Source organism: Cellulomonas sp. zg-ZUI22, from assembly GCF_017353535.1.
In the GTDB taxonomy this organism is placed as follows: Bacteria; Actinomycetota; Actinomycetes; order Actinomycetales; family Cellulomonadaceae; genus Cellulomonas; species Cellulomonas wangleii.
This window is the reverse complement of sequence record NZ_JAFMUZ010000001.1, coordinates 302444-317610: the sequence shown is the minus strand read 5'-3', so window position 1 is coordinate 317610 and position 15167 is coordinate 302444. Positions and strand designations below refer to the sequence as shown.

The 15167-nt window shown below is 75.4% G+C and carries 11 protein-coding genes; 8 read left to right on the top strand and 3 right to left on the bottom strand.

Annotated elements, in window-relative coordinates; genetic code table 11:
* The first annotated feature begins 164 nt into the window (after positions 1–164).
* Positions 165–1475, top strand: coding sequence for an MFS transporter (locus J1G43_RS01420; RefSeq protein ID WP_207369703.1), 1311 nt, complete (start codon positions 165–167; stop codon positions 1473–1475).
* Entirely contained in the window at positions 1472–3235 is a 1764-nt protein-coding gene (locus J1G43_RS01415) for a SpoIIE family protein phosphatase (protein ID WP_307859439.1), read from the top strand. The genes J1G43_RS01420 and J1G43_RS01415 overlap by 4 nt, the downstream gene beginning before the upstream one ends.
* A gap of 9 nt (positions 3236–3244) precedes the next feature.
* Here the strand turns inward: J1G43_RS01415 and J1G43_RS18850 are convergent, their stop codons facing one another.
* Complete coding sequence (locus J1G43_RS18850) at positions 3245–5029, bottom strand: sigma factor-like helix-turn-helix DNA-binding protein (protein WP_307859438.1); 1785 nt, start codon at positions 5027–5029, stop codon at positions 3245–3247.
* A gap of 83 nt (positions 5030–5112) precedes the next feature.
* Complete coding sequence (locus J1G43_RS01405) at positions 5113–6525, bottom strand: CCA tRNA nucleotidyltransferase (protein ID WP_242635297.1); 1413 nt, start codon at positions 6523–6525, stop codon at positions 5113–5115.
* Positions 6526–6698: 173 nt separating this feature from the next.
* Here J1G43_RS01405 and J1G43_RS01400 point away from each other — a divergent pair, with 173 nt between their 5' ends.
* The 6 genes from J1G43_RS01400 to trxA all read left to right on the top strand — a co-directional run bounded on the left by J1G43_RS01400 (position 6699) and on the right by trxA (position 14502).
* Positions 6699–7250 (top strand): NUDIX hydrolase, encoded by a 552-nt coding sequence (locus J1G43_RS01400; protein ID WP_207340043.1) that lies wholly within the window; start codon positions 6699–6701, stop codon positions 7248–7250.
* A complete protein-coding gene (locus J1G43_RS01395) occupies positions 7247–9394 on the top strand; it encodes a DUF6049 family protein (protein ID WP_207369702.1) in 2148 nt (715 codons plus the stop codon). The genes J1G43_RS01400 and J1G43_RS01395 overlap by 4 nt, the downstream gene beginning before the upstream one ends.
* Positions 9391–11118: a murein biosynthesis integral membrane protein MurJ gene (murJ, locus tag J1G43_RS01390; protein WP_207377796.1), complete on the top strand. Its 1728-nt coding sequence runs from the start codon at positions 9391–9393 to the stop codon at positions 11116–11118. The genes J1G43_RS01395 and murJ overlap by 4 nt, the downstream gene beginning before the upstream one ends.
* A 70-nt stretch (positions 11119–11188) precedes the next feature.
* Positions 11189–12988 carry a protein kinase family protein gene (locus J1G43_RS01385; protein WP_207377795.1) on the top strand — a complete coding sequence of 600 codons (1800 nt, stop codon included), beginning with the start codon at positions 11189–11191 and terminating at the stop codon, positions 12986–12988.
* 135 nt (positions 12989–13123) lie between these two features.
* Positions 13124–14158: a thioredoxin-disulfide reductase gene (gene trxB, locus J1G43_RS01380; RefSeq protein WP_207340047.1), complete on the top strand. Its 1035-nt coding sequence runs from the start codon at positions 13124–13126 to the stop codon at positions 14156–14158.
* Positions 14155–14502 (top strand): thioredoxin, encoded by a 348-nt coding sequence (gene trxA, locus J1G43_RS01375; RefSeq protein ID WP_207340048.1) that lies wholly within the window; start codon positions 14155–14157, stop codon positions 14500–14502. The genes trxB and trxA overlap by 4 nt, the downstream gene beginning before the upstream one ends.
* Before the next feature lie 49 nt (positions 14503–14551).
* On the opposite strand, the gene J1G43_RS01370 is transcribed toward trxA, so the two are convergent.
* Positions 14552–15139, bottom strand: a complete 588-nt coding sequence (locus J1G43_RS01370) for a YdcF family protein (RefSeq protein WP_249670672.1) — start codon at positions 15137–15139, stop codon at positions 14552–14554.
* Between the last annotated feature and the right edge of the window lie 28 nt (positions 15140–15167).

Here is a 15167-nt window from a genome sequence, read left to right as displayed (position 1 = left end):
CCAGGTCGGACTCCACCGCGGGGGCGACGAGGCGACCTGTCACGCCTGGAACGCCCCAGGGCCTCCATGCGGTGGTGGCGTCATCCGGGAGATCGTGCGCCGGCGGGAGCGGCGGTCACCGGTCCACGGCACCCCGCCGACGACACGCGCCGTAATCTTGGCGCGTGCAGGTGATCTCCGACCTCCGGGCCCTGTGGCCCCTCACCGGCTTCCGCCGGCTCTTCGCCGTACGCCTGGTCAGCCAGGCGTCGGACGGCATGTTCCAGATCGGGCTCGCCACGCTCTTCTTCTTCTCGCCGGAGAACGCGTCGACGGCCACGGGCGTGGCCGCCGCGTTCGCGGTGCTGCTGCTGCCGTTCACGATCGTCGGCCCGTGGGCCGGTGTGCTCCTGGACCGCTGGCGGCGCCGGCAGGTGCTCCTCTACGGCAACCTCGTGCGCGTCGCCCTCACGGTCGTCATCGCGGTCATCATGCTGACCAGCGGCGTCGGCCCGGCCGTGTACGTGCTGGCGCTGGCCGCGCTGTCGGTCAACCGGTTCCTGCTCGCGGCGCTGTCGGCGTCGCTGCCGAAGGTCGTCGACGGCCCGCTGCTGCTGACCGCCAACTCGCTGACCCCGACGCTGGGCGCCGCGGCCGCGGGCGTGGGTGGTGCGCTGGGCTTCGTCCTGGGCCTGCTGCTGCCGACGGGCCGGGTGCGCGACGCGACCTCCCTGCTGGTCGCCGCGGCCGTCATGGCCTGCGCGTCGGCCCTGGCCACGCGGCTCGGGCCGGACCAGCTCGGCCCGGACGAGCGCACGGCCGGCACGGACGTCCGCCGTGCCCTGGGCCACCTGGCCCGCGGCCTCGTGGACGGTGCCCGGTACCTCGTCGCCCGTCGCACGCCCGCGTACGCGCTGGGCATCATGGCGCTGCACCGGTTCTGCTACGGCGCCGTCTTCATCGCCAGCATCCTCATCTCCCGCAACCTGCTGTCCGACCCGGCGGACGTCGCCGCGGGCCTGGCCACGTTCGGCAGCGTGCTGGCCGCCAGCGCCGCGGGGTTCGCGCTGGCCGTGGTGCTGACGCCCGTGCTGAGCCCCCGCGTCGGGCCGCACGTCTGGATCGTCCTGTGCCTGCTGCTGGCCGTGGTCAGCCAGCTGCTGCTGGCGTTCACCGTGACCCTGCCCGCCGTGCTGGGGGCCGGCGCCGCGCTGGGCCTGGCGGCGCAGGGCGCCAAGATCGCCGTCGACACGATCGTGCAGCACGACACCGCCGACGCGTACCGCGGCCGCGCGTTCGCCCTGTACGACGTGATGTACAACGCCGCGTTCGTCGGAGCCGCCGCGGTCGCGGCCGTCGCGCTGCCCGACACGGGCTGGTCCCCCGTCCTGTTCGCCGGGCTGGCCGCGGTCTACCTGGCCGGCGCCGTCGTCTTCGCCCGCAGCACGCGCACCCCCGTGCCGATCGCCGCACCGCCCGCCGGGGTGACCACGTGACCAGCGCAGGGACGGTGGACGACACACCGCCGGCCGGGACCCGGCCCGTCGACGCGCGCGCACCGCACACGAGTCCGGTGCTGCCGCAGGACGTCCTCACCGGACCGCTGGCCCAGGCCGTCCTCGAGCGCGGGCCCCTGGCCATGACGGTCTCCGACCCCCGCCTGCCCGGCGACCCCGTCGTGTGGGCGAACACGGCGTTCACCACGCTCACGGGGTACACGCTCGACGAGGTCCGGGGCCGCAACTGCCGGTTCCTGCAGTGCGAGGACACCGATCCCGAGGCGGTGGCGCGGCTGCGTGCCGCACTCGAGCGCGGGGACGACGTGCAGGAGCTGCTGCTCAACGTCCGCAAGGACGGCTCGCAGTTCTGGAACCAGCTGGCGATCACGCACCTGCGCGACGCGGACGGCCAGGTCACCCACCGGGTGGGCGTGCAGGTCGACGTGACCGCCGAGGCCGTCGGCGAGGCGGCGCGCACGCTCGAGCTCTCGCTCATGCACCGCACGGCCGACCGGCTGGAGCTGCTGGCGCGCATGGGCGAGGAGCTGTCCCGGCACCTGGAGTTCGGCGACGCCGTCGACGCCCTGGCCGACCTGGTGGTGCCCCGCCTGGCGACGTGGGGGTTCGTCGCGATGGCGAGCGAGACCGGGCACCTGGAGCGGGTGCACGTCGTCACGGCGGACCCGGCGCACGCACCCGTCGCGCACGCCCTGGGCACGCAGGGCACCACGTGGCTGACCCAGTCGCCGCGCGTCGCCCAGACGCTGGCCGCCGGCGACGACCACGTGCCCATGCCCATGCCGGTGGACGTCGCGAGCCTGCCGTCGCGCACGACGCCGGACGAGCTGCGGCTGCTGGAGACGCTCGGCCTGGGCAGCGCCCTGCTCGTGCCGCTCACCGGACGCGACCGGGTGCTGGGCGCGCTGTGCCTGGTGCACCGCGACGTCGACGGGTTCGACCGGGAGGTCGTCGTCACCGCCGCCCACCTGGGCCGTCGTGCCGGCGTCCTGCTGGAGAACGTGCGCCTGTACCTGGCCGAGCGCGACGCCGCGCTGACGTTGCAGCACAGCCTGCTGCCCGTGCTGGGCGACGTCGGCGGGCTGGACGTCGCGGCCTCGTACCTGCCGTCGGGGCGCCGGGCCGAGGTCGGCGGCGACTGGTTCGACGCCTTCGTGCTGCCCGACGGCGCGGTGAGCCTGGCGGTCGGCGACGTGGTGGGTCACGACCTGCGCGCCGCCGCGTCGATGGGTCAGCTGCGCTCGCTGCTGCGCGCGTCGGTGTGGCGCGGCGACCGTCCGGGCGAGGCGCTGGAGCGGCTCGACGGCCTGGTGCGCGCGCTCGACGTCGCCGACATCGCGACGTGCGTGCTCGTGCGCTGGGAGCGCACACCCACGGGCGCCCGCCTCACCTGGGCGAGCGCGGGGCACCCGCCGGTCCTCGTGCGGCTGCCCGGCGGTCACGTCCAGGGCCTCGACGGTGCTCGCAGCACGCCGATCGGCCTGCCGCCGGTCCGTCCCGGGACGACCCCGGAGGCCGCGGCGGACGTGCCGCACGGTGCGTTCGTGGTGCTGTACTCCGACGGGCTGGTCGAGCGTCGCGACCGCGGGCTGCGCGAGGGGATCGAGACGCTGTCCGCGGCGCTGGCCGCGGTCCCCGACGACGCGACCGCGAGCCAGGTGTGCGACGCCCTGACGGGCACCCTGGTCGACGAGCACCAGGAGGACGACGTCTGCCTGCTGGTGGTGCGGGTGGACTGACGCGCCGCGTCAGTCCCCCACCACCCACGACTGCAGCCCCGCCTGCGTCGGGTCGAACGTCTCGACCGACGGCAGCACGTCCGTGACCTCGCCGGTCTCGCCGTCGACGGCCCACAGCGCCGCCGACCCGGCGGTGCCCTCGCAGTTGGTCGTCCCCGACACCAGCAGGCCGGCCGGCACGGGTGCCACGCCGGGCAGCACCGCCAGCAGGTCCGACGGGACCTCGGCGAACGGCGCCGTGTCGAGCCCGGTCAGGGTCACCAGGCGCTGCGGGCACGTGCGCGGCGCCTCGCCGGTGGGGTCGGGTCGCACCGCCAGCGAGGCGACGAGCCGTCCGTCGGCGAGCCGGTGCGCCGGGTACGCCGGGCTCGGCTCGCCGGCCTCCACCGAGCGGTGGTCGGTGATCGCCCCCGTCGTGGTGTCCATGAGGAGGGTCGTCGCGCCGAGACCCGCCGGGCGCAGGGTCGCCTCGTCGAGCCGCGGGCAGTCCACCAGCACGTGGGTGTCGTCGGACCACCCGACCATCCAGCACGCCGTGGCCGGCAGGTCGTACCGGACCTCCACCCCGTCGCGCTCCACGTGCAGGTCCGCGTCCGAGGTCCAGGCACGGGCGGCGCCGTCGGGTGACGGGTCCCCCGCCCAGTCGACGCTGTCCGGCGTGGTCCCCACCACCTGGCCGCTCACCAGGTCGACGACCGTCGCCTCCCCGAAGGACCCCTCCGCCCAGAACTCGGCCGTGCCCGCGGCACGGTCCCAGGCCGTCAGCATCTGCATCCCCTCGGGCGCGGGACCGACGTCCAGCACGTCACCGTCCGGACGCACCAGCAGGAGGCGGGCGACCGTCGACGCGGCACCGGCCGCGGGCGTGGGCGTGGCGTCGCTCGCGGGCTGCACCCACAGGGCCAGCGCGCTGCCGTCGGGGGCACCCCGCAGGTCGGACTCCTCGGCCTGCCGCAGCGGTGACAGGCCCGGCACCTGCGCCCCGCCCGGCTCGGGTGCCGCGGACGGCGGCGTGCCGCGCTGGGACCAGAGCACCGCACCGGTCACGACCACCGCGACGGCGGCGGCCGCACCCGCGACGACCAGCACCCGGCGCCGGGCCCGGGCGGTGCGCACCGCGGCCAAGGCCCGGGAGGCGGCGGCGACGACGGTCGGCTCCCCCTCCGAGGACGCCGCGCGCTGCGCCTCGGCCGCGCGCAGCACGTCGGTGAGGTCCCGGGCCCCCTCGGTCACGACGGTCGGCGTGGCGCCCGCCGGGTGAACCGCGCCGTCCGCGCGCTCACGGTCCGGGTCGGTCGTGCGCACGTCCAGCAGCGCGCACAGGGTGCGGACGCCGTCGGCCGTGGACCGCCTGACCAGCCCTTCCGACAGCCCCAGGACCTCGCCCACCTCGCCCACCGAGAGCCCGTCCAGGTGGCGCAGCACGACGCACACCCGCTCGCGGGGTTCCAGCGTGGCGAGCGCCGCCTCGACCTCGTCGGCCGGGCCCGTCGTGCCGGCCGGGGTCGGGGACGGGTCCGCCGCGTCCGGGGCACGCTGCGCCGCGAGCCGCTCCCCCGCGGCGCGCTCACGCTGCCCGTCGAGGAGCCGTGTCACCAGGGAGCGCCGGACGGCGTGCTCGGCGGCCGGCACCGACGTCGGCCGGGACCGTCCTGTCGCGGTCGCGACCAGCGCGTCGCGCACCAGGTCCTGCGCGGCGACCGGGTCGCGCACGAGCATCCGCGCCCGCGCCAGGAGCGCCGGGTACCGGTCGCGGACCAGCTGGGCCGGCACGTCGCCGGAGCGCCGCGTCACAGGAGGGTCGCCCCGTCGATGGTCGTCACACCCTCAAGGACGATCAGGACGCCCGTTCCGTTGGGGTGCGACCGCGGACCCCCTCAGGACGTCCGCGCGGCCCACCAGCTCAGCAGCTCCTCGCGTGCCCGCTCCTCGCCCAGCGGCCCGTGCTCCATGCGCAGCTCCAGCAGGTGGCGGTACGCCTCACCGACCTCCCGCCCGGGCCGGATGCCGAGGATCTCCATGATCTGCGTGCCGTCGAGGTCGGGACGGATCGACGCGAGCTCCTCCGCCTCGCGCAGCGTGGCGATGCGGCGCTCCAGGTCGTCGTACGCGGCCTTGAGGCGGGCCGCCTTGCGCTGGTTGCGCGTCGTGGAGTCCGAGCGGGTCAGGCGGTGCAGGCGCTCGAGCAGCGGCCCGGCGTCGGTGACGTAGCGCCGGACGGCCGAGTCGGTCCACTCCCCCTCGCCGTAGCCGTGGAACCGCAGGTGCAGCTCGGTGAGCCGCGCGACGTCGTGCACGGTCTGCTTGTCGAACCGCAGCGCCTTGAGCCGCTTGGACGCGAGCTTGGCACCGACCACCTCGTGGTGGTGGAAGCTCACGCCGCCGCCCGGCTCGAACCGGCGGGTGCGGGGCTTGCCGATGTCGTGCAGCAGCGCGGCGAGGCGCAGCACCAGGTCAGGGCCCGGCACCGGGCCGTCGGGGCCCGTCTCCAGCGCGATCGCCTTCTCCAGCACCATGAGCGTGTGCTGGTAGACGTCCTTGTGGCGGTGGTGCTCGTCGATCTCGAGCCGCAGCGCCGGCAGCTCGGGCAGCACGTGGTCGGCCAGGCCCGTGTCGACCAGCACCTCCAGCCCGGCGCGCGGGTGCGGGGACAGCAGCAGCTTGGTCAGCTCGTCGCGCACCCGCTCGGCGGAGACGATCTCGATGCGACCGGCCATCTCCACGATCGCCGCGCGGGCGTCGTCGTCGAGGCGGAACCCGAGCTGGGCGACGAACCGCGCGGCGCGCATCATGCGCAGCGGGTCGTCGTCGAAGGAGCGGCGCGGGTCGATCGGGGTGCGCAGGACCCCGCGCGCCAGGTCGGTCAGGCCGTCGAAGGGGTCGACGAACGTCAGGTCCGGCACCCGGACGGCCATCGCGTTGACCGTGAAGTCGCGGCGCGACAGGTCGCCCTCGAGCGTGTCGCCGAACTGCACGAGCGGCTTGCGGGACGTCGGGTCGTACGCGTCCGTGCGGTACGTGGTGACCTCGACGACGACGTCCTCGGTGGCCCCGCGGCGGCCCGCGAACCGGCGGGCACCGACGGTCCCGAAGTCGCGGCCGATGTCCCAGTGCGCGTCACCCCACGCGGCGAGCAGCGGCTCGGCCTGGTCGGGCGTCGCGGAGGTCGTCAGGTCCAGGTCGTTGCTGGCGCGCCCCAGGAACGCGTCGCGCACCGGCCCGCCGACCAGGGCGAGCTCGTACCCGGCGTCGCGGAAGCGGCGACCGAGGTCGAGGGCGTCGGGCGCCATCGCGGCGAGGGACTCCAGGGCACGGCGGCGCAGCTGCTGCACGGCCGCGGCGTCGGGCTCGTTCTCGGGGGCGTCGGACACCCGACAAGCCTGCCAGAGGTCGCGACGGGCCCGGGAACGGGTGTGCCGCGGCACGAACAGAACGGGTGAGGAGGAGTCGTTACAGTGTCGGCATGTCCACCGCCGCCCATCCGCCCGGTCCCGGGCGTGTGCCGGCACCGCCCGGTGGTCATCCGCTGCGGATCGACCCGACCCGCGTCCACCCGCGCACGCACGCCGTCGCGCTGCCGGTGGTCGACGAGACGTCCGCCGGAGGGCTGGTCGTCACGCGGCAGCAGGGGCACCTGGCCGCGGCCGTGATCGCGCGGCGCAACCGTGCGGGACGCCTCGAGTGGTGCCTGCCCAAGGGGCACCTCGAGGGTGACGAGACGCCCGAGGAGGCCGCGGTCCGCGAGATCGCGGAGGAGACCGGGATCACCGGCCGGGTGCTGCGTCGCCTCGGGGTCATCGACTACTGGTTCTCCGGCGAGGAGCACCGCGTGCACAAGGTCGTGCACCACTTCCTGCTCAGCGCGCTGCACGGGGAGCTGACCGTGGAGAACGACCCGGACGGCGAGGCGGAGGACGTGGAGTGGGTCCGCGTCGCCGACCTGTCGGACCGGCTGGCCTACCCCAACGAGCGTCGCCTCGCGGGCATGGCGCTCACGGTCCTCACCGACGGATGAGCGCACCGACCCCCCGGGTGCGGGCGCACCTGCTCGCCGCGATCGTCCCCCTCCTGGCCCTCACGGCGCTGACCGTCCCGTCGGCGGCCCTGGCGACGGACCGCTCGCCGACCCCCGCGTCGACCGCTGCGTCGACCGCCGAGGAGGAGGCCGCGTCCGACGTCCGCGTGCAGATCACCGAGGTGAACCCCGGCGTGCTGCGCCCGGGGCAGGACCTCGTGGTGCGCGCCCGCCTGACCAACCGCACGGGCGAGGTCATCGAGAACCCGCGGGCGGTGGTCCGTCTCGAGCGCCTGCGCCCGGGCACACGGGCCGACCTGCAGACGTGGCTCGACGAGCCGGTCGACGGGCGTCGCGCGGGCGAGGCCGCCGCCGCGGTCGCCGCGGAGGCGCCGCTGGCCCCCGGTGCGTCCGTGGACCTGACCGTCACCGTGCCCGCCGACGCGGTCGGGCTGCTCGACCGCCCGGACACCTGGGGTGCACGCGGGCTGGCCGTCGAGGCGACCGACGGCCCCCGCGCCCGCGTCGGTCTGCAGCGCACGTTCGCCCTGTGGGCGACCACGGACGACGTCGCCCAGGCCCGGGTGTCCGTGCTCGCACCGGTCGTCGGGCCGGCCGTCGTCCCGGCCGGCGTCGAGGTCGCGCCCCCGGGCCCGACCCTCACCGAGCTCGTGCAGCCCGGGGGGCGGCTCGCGTCCGTCCTCGAGATCGCACGCGCCCACCCGGACGTCGCCCTGGCCGTCGACCCGGCCCTCGCGGCGCAGGCCGCCGCCGGCTCCGGCGCTGTCGCCGCGTGGAGCGAGGAGCTCCGCGCGGCCGCCGTGGGCCGCGACCTGATCGCGCTGCCCTGGTCCGACCCCGACCTGGTCGCCCTCGCGCACGCGGACGCGGCCGACCTGCTCGACGTCGCGACCTCCGCCTCGGACGCGGCCACGGGTGAGGTCGTGGCCTCCGGTCAGCCCCTCGCCGCGCGCACGGACGTCCTGTGGGCGCCGGGTCCGGCGACCGACCAGGCGACCGCCGACCTGGCCGCGCGCAGCGGAGCGGCCGCGCTCGTCCTCGCCCCCGACGACCAGCCGTCGCAGGACGACGCGGGCGGCGCCCGCACCAGCCTCAGCACCCCGAGCGGCACGCTCGTGGGTCTCGCCCCCGACGCGACCCTCACGAGCCTGCTGAGCGACCCCACGTCGCTGGACCCGGACGCGACCCGCACCACCGTCGTCCAGCGCGTGCTGGCCGAGCTCTCGGTCCTCGCCCGCGGCTCCGCGGAAGGGCTGCAGCACGTGCTGGTGGCCCTGCCGCGCGACGCCGAGCCCGACCCCGCGCTGGTCGACGCGGTCCTCGACGCCGTCCAGGGCGCGCCGTGGTCCCGCACCGCACCGATGACCGCGCTGCTGGGCGCCAGCGCCGGGGACGACGAGCGCGACGCGCTGCCCCAGCTCACCGACGTGCCGGCCGCGCTCGAGGCCGCCGAGGTGCGCCGCCTGGCCGACGCGCGACGTGCGACCCTCGGGTTCGCGCAGGTCACGGAGGACCCGACGGCCCTGCTCGCCGGTGTCGACGAGGCCGTGCTGGCGCCGCTCGCCGTGGCCTGGCGCGCCGAGCCGACCGTGCGGCAGGAGATCGTCGACACCGTGGTGACCGCCGTCGACGAGCGCCGGTTCGGACTCGTGCTCGCCCAGCCCAGCACGCAGAACCTCGTCAGCGCGGACAGCGAGGTCCGGTTCTCGGTCCGCAACGACCTGCCGACCGCGGCGACCGTGCGCGTGCAGGCCACGCCGCGCAAGGCGTGCCTGAGCACCGGGCCCAGCGAGGACGTCCAGGTGGCGGCCGGCGGCGAGGCCGTGGTCCCCGTCGCCGTGCACGCGATCGCCAACTGCGAGGTGGTCGTCGAGGCCGTGCTCACCGCCGCCGACGGCAGCCCGCTGTCGACGCCCGTGACGTTCGTCGTCCGCGCGTCGCCGACCGTCGAGTCGGTCGGGACGGCCGTCGTCGGGGTGCTGCTGGCCGTCGGGCTCGTGCTGGGCGTCGGGCGGACGGTGCGCCGCGGGCAGAGCGCCCGGCGCGGCGCGCGCCTGGTCCACGACGACGAGGGCACCCGCCCGCTGCCCGTGCTGGGCGGTACACCGGAGGACGAGGCATGAGCGGCACCACCCCACCCCCCGGCGACCCGCAGGACGTCCCCGGCGGACCGGGCAGCGAGGACGGCAGCACCCCCGGCACCGACGGAAGCACCCGCGGCACCGACGGCGGCATCCGGCGTGGCGCCGCGCTCATGGCCGGCGGGACCGCCGTCTCACGCCTGCTCGGGTTCCTGCGCGTCGCGGTGCTCATCGCGGCCATCGGCGCGACGGGTCAGGCGGCCGACGCCTTCGCGGTCGCCAACAAGCTGCCCAACGTCCTCTTCATGCTGCTCGCGGGCGGTGTCCTGAACGCCGTGCTGGTCCCGCAGGTCGTCCGGGCGTACAAGCGCCACGACGGCCAGGAGTACGTCGACCGGCTGCTGAGCTTCGGGTTCGCTCTGCTCGCGGGCGTCACCGTGGCGCTCACCCTCGCCGCCCCCCTGCTGGTGTCGCTCTACGCCGAGTCGGGCAACGCCGCGCAGCAGGCACTGGCGACGACGTTCGCGTACTGGTGCCTGCCGCAGATGTTCTTCTACGGCGCGTACGCGCTGCTCGGGCAGGTGCTCAACGCCCGGGGGTCGTTCGGGCCGTACATGTGGGCACCCGCCGTGAACAACGTCGTGTCGATCGCCGGGTTCGGGCTGTTCATCGTCGTGTTCGGTGACGTGAGCTCCGCCGACGGCTGGACCGCGGGGCAGGTCGCGCTCCTCGGTGGCTCGGCCACGCTCGGTGTGGTCTGCCAGGCCCTCGTGCTCATCCCGTTCCTGCGCCGGGCCGGCGTGCGGTACCGCTGGCGCTGGGGGCTGCGCGGCTCCGGGCTCGGACGTGCCGGCACAGTCGCCACCTGGACGTTCGTGGGGCTGACCATCGGCCAGCTCGGGTACGTGATCGTGTCGCGGGTGGCGTCCGCCGCACCGGGCGCCGCCGGGCCGGCGCACACCGAAGTTGCCGGCAACGCGGCCTACGACACCGCGTTCACGCTGTTCATGCTGCCGCACTCCCTGGTCACGGTGTCCCTCGCCACCGCCCTCTTCACCCGGCTGTCGGCGCAGGCGCACGACCGCAACGTCGCCGGGGTCCGCACCAGCCTGTCGTCCGGGCTGCGCGTCGTGGGCCTGTTCACGCTCCTGGCCGCGGCCGGGCTCGTGGTGCTCGCCGAGCCGGTGGTGCGTCTCGTCCTGGCGAGCCAGCCCCAGGGGAGCGTCGACGCGGTGGCCGGGGTGCTCGTCGCCATGGCCCTCGGCCTGCCCGCGTTCGGTGCGTGGTCCATGTGCCAGCGGGTGTACTACGCGTACGAGGACGCGAAGAGCATGGTGCCCGTCCAGGCGGCCATGGCGGTCGTCGTCGTGGCCGGCACCCTGCTGGGCCGGGCCCTGCTGCCCAGCACCTCGTGGGTCGCCGCCGCGGGTCTGTCGATGAGCGTGTCGTACCTGCTGGGCACCCTGCTGGCGCTGCGCGCGGTGCGTCGCCGGCTCGACGGCGACGTCGACGGGGCCCGCGTGCTGCGCACGCACGCCCGTGCCACGCTCGCGGCGCTCGCCGCGGCCGCCGTGGGCGTCGCCGTGCTGCTGGCCGTCCAGACCGTGGGACCCGACGGGGTCCCCGGTGCGCTCGTGCAGTGCGCGGCGGTGGGGACCGTGATGGTGCTGGTGTACCTGGGCGGGCTGCGCCTGCTGCGCGTGCGCGAGCTCGACCAGCTGGTCGGGCCGCTGCTGCGACGCCTGCGGGGGCGGCGGCGGCCGTGAGCCGTCTAGCATGCACCCTGGGCCTGCATCCGCGGGTCGTGAGGTCGCGGAGGGGTCCGGAGGTGGCAGGGTGACGGAAGAGGTCGGCAGGGGCACGGTGCTCGCGGGGCGCTACCGCGTGGTCGACGCCCTCCCGTCGGACCTCGACGGCGTCTCCGTGTGGCATGCCAACGACCAGATCCTCGACCGTCCCGTGCGCGTGCGGATCCTGCAGTCGGGTGCGGTCGCTCCCGCGCTCGACGCCGCCCGCCGCGCCGCCCTCGTCACCGACGCACGGCTGGTGCGCGTGCTCGACGTCGGCATGCACGAGGGCGTCGGGTACGTCGTGTCCGAGCAGATCACCGGTGCCTCGTTGGCCCAGCTCGTCGAGCGCGGCCCCCTGACGCCCGACCAGGCCCGCGCCGTCGTCGGCGAGGCCGCCGCTGCGCTGGAGGTCGCGCGCCGGCGCGGCGTCCACCACCTGGCCCTGCGGCCGTCGGTCGTGCACGTCTCCGCGGACGGCCGCGTGCTGGTGTCCGGCCTCGCGATCGACGCCGCGCTGCTGGGCACCGCCCTGACCGACCCGCGCGCGACGAGCCGCACCGACACCGTCGACCTCGTCCGGCTGCTCTACACGGGCCTGACCGGCCGGTGGCCCACGGACCGCGACCACGACCGCGACACGTCCGTGCAGCCTGCGCCGGTGCTCGACGGGCGGCCCGTGCCGCCAGCCGAGATCGCGGCCGGCGTGCCCAACGACCTCGACACGCTGTGCGTGGTCACGCTGGGCCCGCACGAGGACGGGCCGCACACGCCCGGGGAGCTGGTCCACGAGCTCGAGCCGTGGGGCGAGATCCGCGTCGGGCGCGCCGCCGAGGAGCCGGACGAGCCCGCCGGCGCAGGCGGCGCGGTGGCCGCAGGTGCCGCGGCCGCTGCCGCTGCTGCCGACCGCCCTGCCGCGCCCGTCCGCGTCGCCCGGCAGTCGGTGCGCTCCGCGTTCGACGAGCTGCCGGCGGGCGCACCACGCCCCGGTACACCGCCGCCCGCGGTGCCGCGCCGCCAGGGCGTGCTGCCCGCGACCGCGGCGCCCGCCGCCGCGGCGCCGAGCGCGGGGCCTGCCACGTACCCGCCGGCGGTTCCGGCGTCCCTGCCTCCCGTGGCACCCACCCCGGAGCCTGAGCCCTGGGACAGCGGGCCGGCCTTCACGGACGACCCCTTCACGTTCGTCGAGGACGAGCCGGAGACCGGTCGCCGCTTCGACCCGACGGCGCTGGTCCTCGTCATCGTCGGCGTCGTCGTGCTCGTCGGCCTGGTGTTCGCCGCCCGCGCGCTCTTCGCGCCGCCGGTCGACGACCGCGAGCCCGGCGCCGGTCAGGAGACCGCGGCCCAGGAGGACCCGGCGACCCCGGAGCCCGCGCCCGCCGCTCCCGAAGAGCCCGCGGCCCCGGACCAGGCCGCCGGCCCGGTGCCCGTGGTCGCGTCGATCCGCACCTTCGACCCGACCGACCCCGCAGGTGAGCGCGTCGAGAACGTCGAGCTGGCCGTCGACGGCGACCCGTCGACGTTCTGGTTCTCCTACACGTACAACCGCCCCGACTTCGGTGGGCTCAAGGAGGGCATGGGCCTGGAGCTCGCCCTCGCCGGGCAGAGCACCGTCAGCGGCGTGACGCTGCACGTCAACGGCACCGGCGGCAACGTCGAGGTGCGGGCGACCACGGCCGAGGCGCCGACCGAGGGCGAGCTCCTGGCCTCGGGGACCCTGAGCCAGGACACCGTGCTCACGTTCGCCGAGCCGGTGCAGGCCTCCACGATCGTCCTGTACTTCACCGAGCTGCCGACCAACGCGGCCGGCCAGTTCCGCCTCGAGGTCACGGAGATCACCGTCTCCTGACCTGCCCGATGCGCGGTCGCCGACCGCGGACGGGAACAGAAGCGCCCTACCATCGGTTGGACGAGCCAGATCCCGGGCCGCACCACGGCCCCGTCGCCACCCACGGCGACGTCGAGCGACCCAGCGAGGCACCCTGTGACCGATTCCGCATCGCCCACCTCCACCGACGTGCGCGACCTCGTCGTCGTGGGCTCCGGACCTGCCGGGTACACCGCAGCGATCTACGCGGCTCGTGCGGGCCTGGCCCCGGTCGTCGTCGCGGGTTCGGTCACCGCCGGCGGCGCGCTGATGAACACCACCGAGGTCGAGAACTTCCCCGGCTTCCCCGACGGGATCCAGGGCCCCGAGCTCATGGACTCGATGCGCAAGCAGGCCGAGAAGTTCGGCGCACTGGTGCTGTGGGACGACGCGACGTCGCTCGACCTGACCGGCGAGATCAAGACCGTCACCACCGGCAACGGCGACGTGTTCCGCGCCCGCGCCGTCATCCTGGCGACCGGCTCGGCGTACCGCGAGCTGGGCCTGCCGGACGAGAAGCGCCTGTCGGGCCGGGGCGTGTCCTGGTGCGCCACGTGCGACGGCTTCTTCTTCCGCGACCAGGACATCCTCGTCGTCGGCGGAGGCGACTCCGCGGTCGAGGAGGCCACCTTCCTCTCCCGGTTCGGGCGTACCGTGACCATGGTCCACCGCCGTGACGAGCTGCGTGCCTCGAAGATCATGGCGGACCGCGCCGCGGCCGACCCCAAGATCTCCTTCGCGTGGAACTCCCAGGTCGTGGCCATCCACGGCGAGGACAAGGTCACGGGCGTGACCCTGCAGGACACCGTCACGGGCGAGACCCGCGAGGTCGCCGCCGGCGGCATCTTCGTCGCCATCGGCCACGTCCCGCGCACGGACCTGCTGATCGGGCAGGTCGACCTCGACGAGAACGGCTACGTGCAGGTCGAGGGCCGCTCGACGCGCACCAACCTCGAGGGCGTGTTCGCCTGCGGCGACGTCGTCGACCACACGTACCGGCAGGCCATCACCGCTGCGGGGTCCGGGTGCTCGGCCGCGCTCGACGCGCAGCACTACCTCGCCTCGCTCACGGACGTCGTCGACCCCGTCTCCCCGGGGGTCGCGCTCGTCGTGGCGGACGAGGCGACGGCGGACGAGGAGATGGCGCGGTGAGCACCGTCGACGTCACCGACCTCACCTTCGAGGACGAGGTGCTCCGCAGCGACCTGCCTGTCGTCGTCGACTTCTGGGCCGCGTGGTGCGGACCGTGCCGGCTGGTCGCCCCGGTCATCGAAGAGCTGTCGGAGGAGTACGCGGGCCGCGTCAAGTTCGTCATGGTCGACACCGAGGAGAACCCGGGCATTCGGGAGGACATGCACGTCCAGTCGATCCCCTACCTCGCGTTCTTCACCGGTGGCGAGCTGGAGAACGGCCTCATCGGTGCGCGGCCCAAGGCCGTCATCAAGGAGGCGGTCGAGGAGCTGCTCGTCGCGCGGGAGACCCAGAGCGGGTCCTGACCTCGATGCTCTCGGCGGGTGGCGTCGATCGTCGGGGTCGCCTGCCTGGTCACCTGCCCGCCGTGCTGAGACCGCGCAGGTTCCACAGGCCCAGGACGGCAGCCGCCGGCTTGGCCCACGTCACCTCGCCGAACCGGTGGTCGGCACCACGCCGTAGCCGGTCGGCGAGGTCGGGGCGCTGACGCCAGAGGTAGGCGCGAGCCTTCTCCGCGTGCAACGAGCTCGAGACGATCGCGATGGAGTGGGCGTCCTCGATCAGCGGGATCGCGTTCTCGATGTTCTCCCACGTAGTACGGCTCGTCCGGTCGAGCCGCACCGCACCCGTGTAGCCCAGCCGACGGGCGTGGCGCTCCAGCAGGTCGGCCTCGGGTACGTCACCGGCGGTTGGGCCGCCGCACAGGACGAGGACGCTGCGCCCCGCGGCCGGGTCGAGCGACCGCAGCCCGGCACGCACGCGGTAGCGGTTCACGGCGTTCACGCGGTTGCCCCGGCTGCGGTACCCGAGCACGACGACCGCGTCGGTGCCATCACCCACCCGGCCCTGGCCCAGCCGCCGCCGGCTCGCACGCCAGTGCACGAGCTCCGCCCAGACGGCCGACATGACGACGCCCGCGATCACGGCGGCTGCGGGATGCACCGGCCCAACCTATGACCCGTCGCCCCTC

Excerpts from the sequence above, each read along its gene's own strand:
- murJ (WP_207377796.1), top strand. The coding sequence starts at position 9,391 with ATGAGCGGCACCACCCCACCCCCCGGCGACCCGCAGGACGTCCCCGGC.
- J1G43_RS01395 (WP_207369702.1), top strand. The coding sequence starts at position 7,247 with ATGAGCGCACCGACCCCCCGGGTGCGGGCGCACCTGCTCGCCGCGATC.
- J1G43_RS01405 (WP_242635297.1), bottom strand. The coding sequence starts at position 6,525 with ATGGCGCCCGACGCCCTCGACCTCGGTCGCCGCTTCCGCGACGCCGGG.
- J1G43_RS01400 (WP_207340043.1), top strand. The coding sequence starts at position 6,699 with ATGTCCACCGCCGCCCATCCGCCCGGTCCCGGGCGTGTGCCGGCACCG.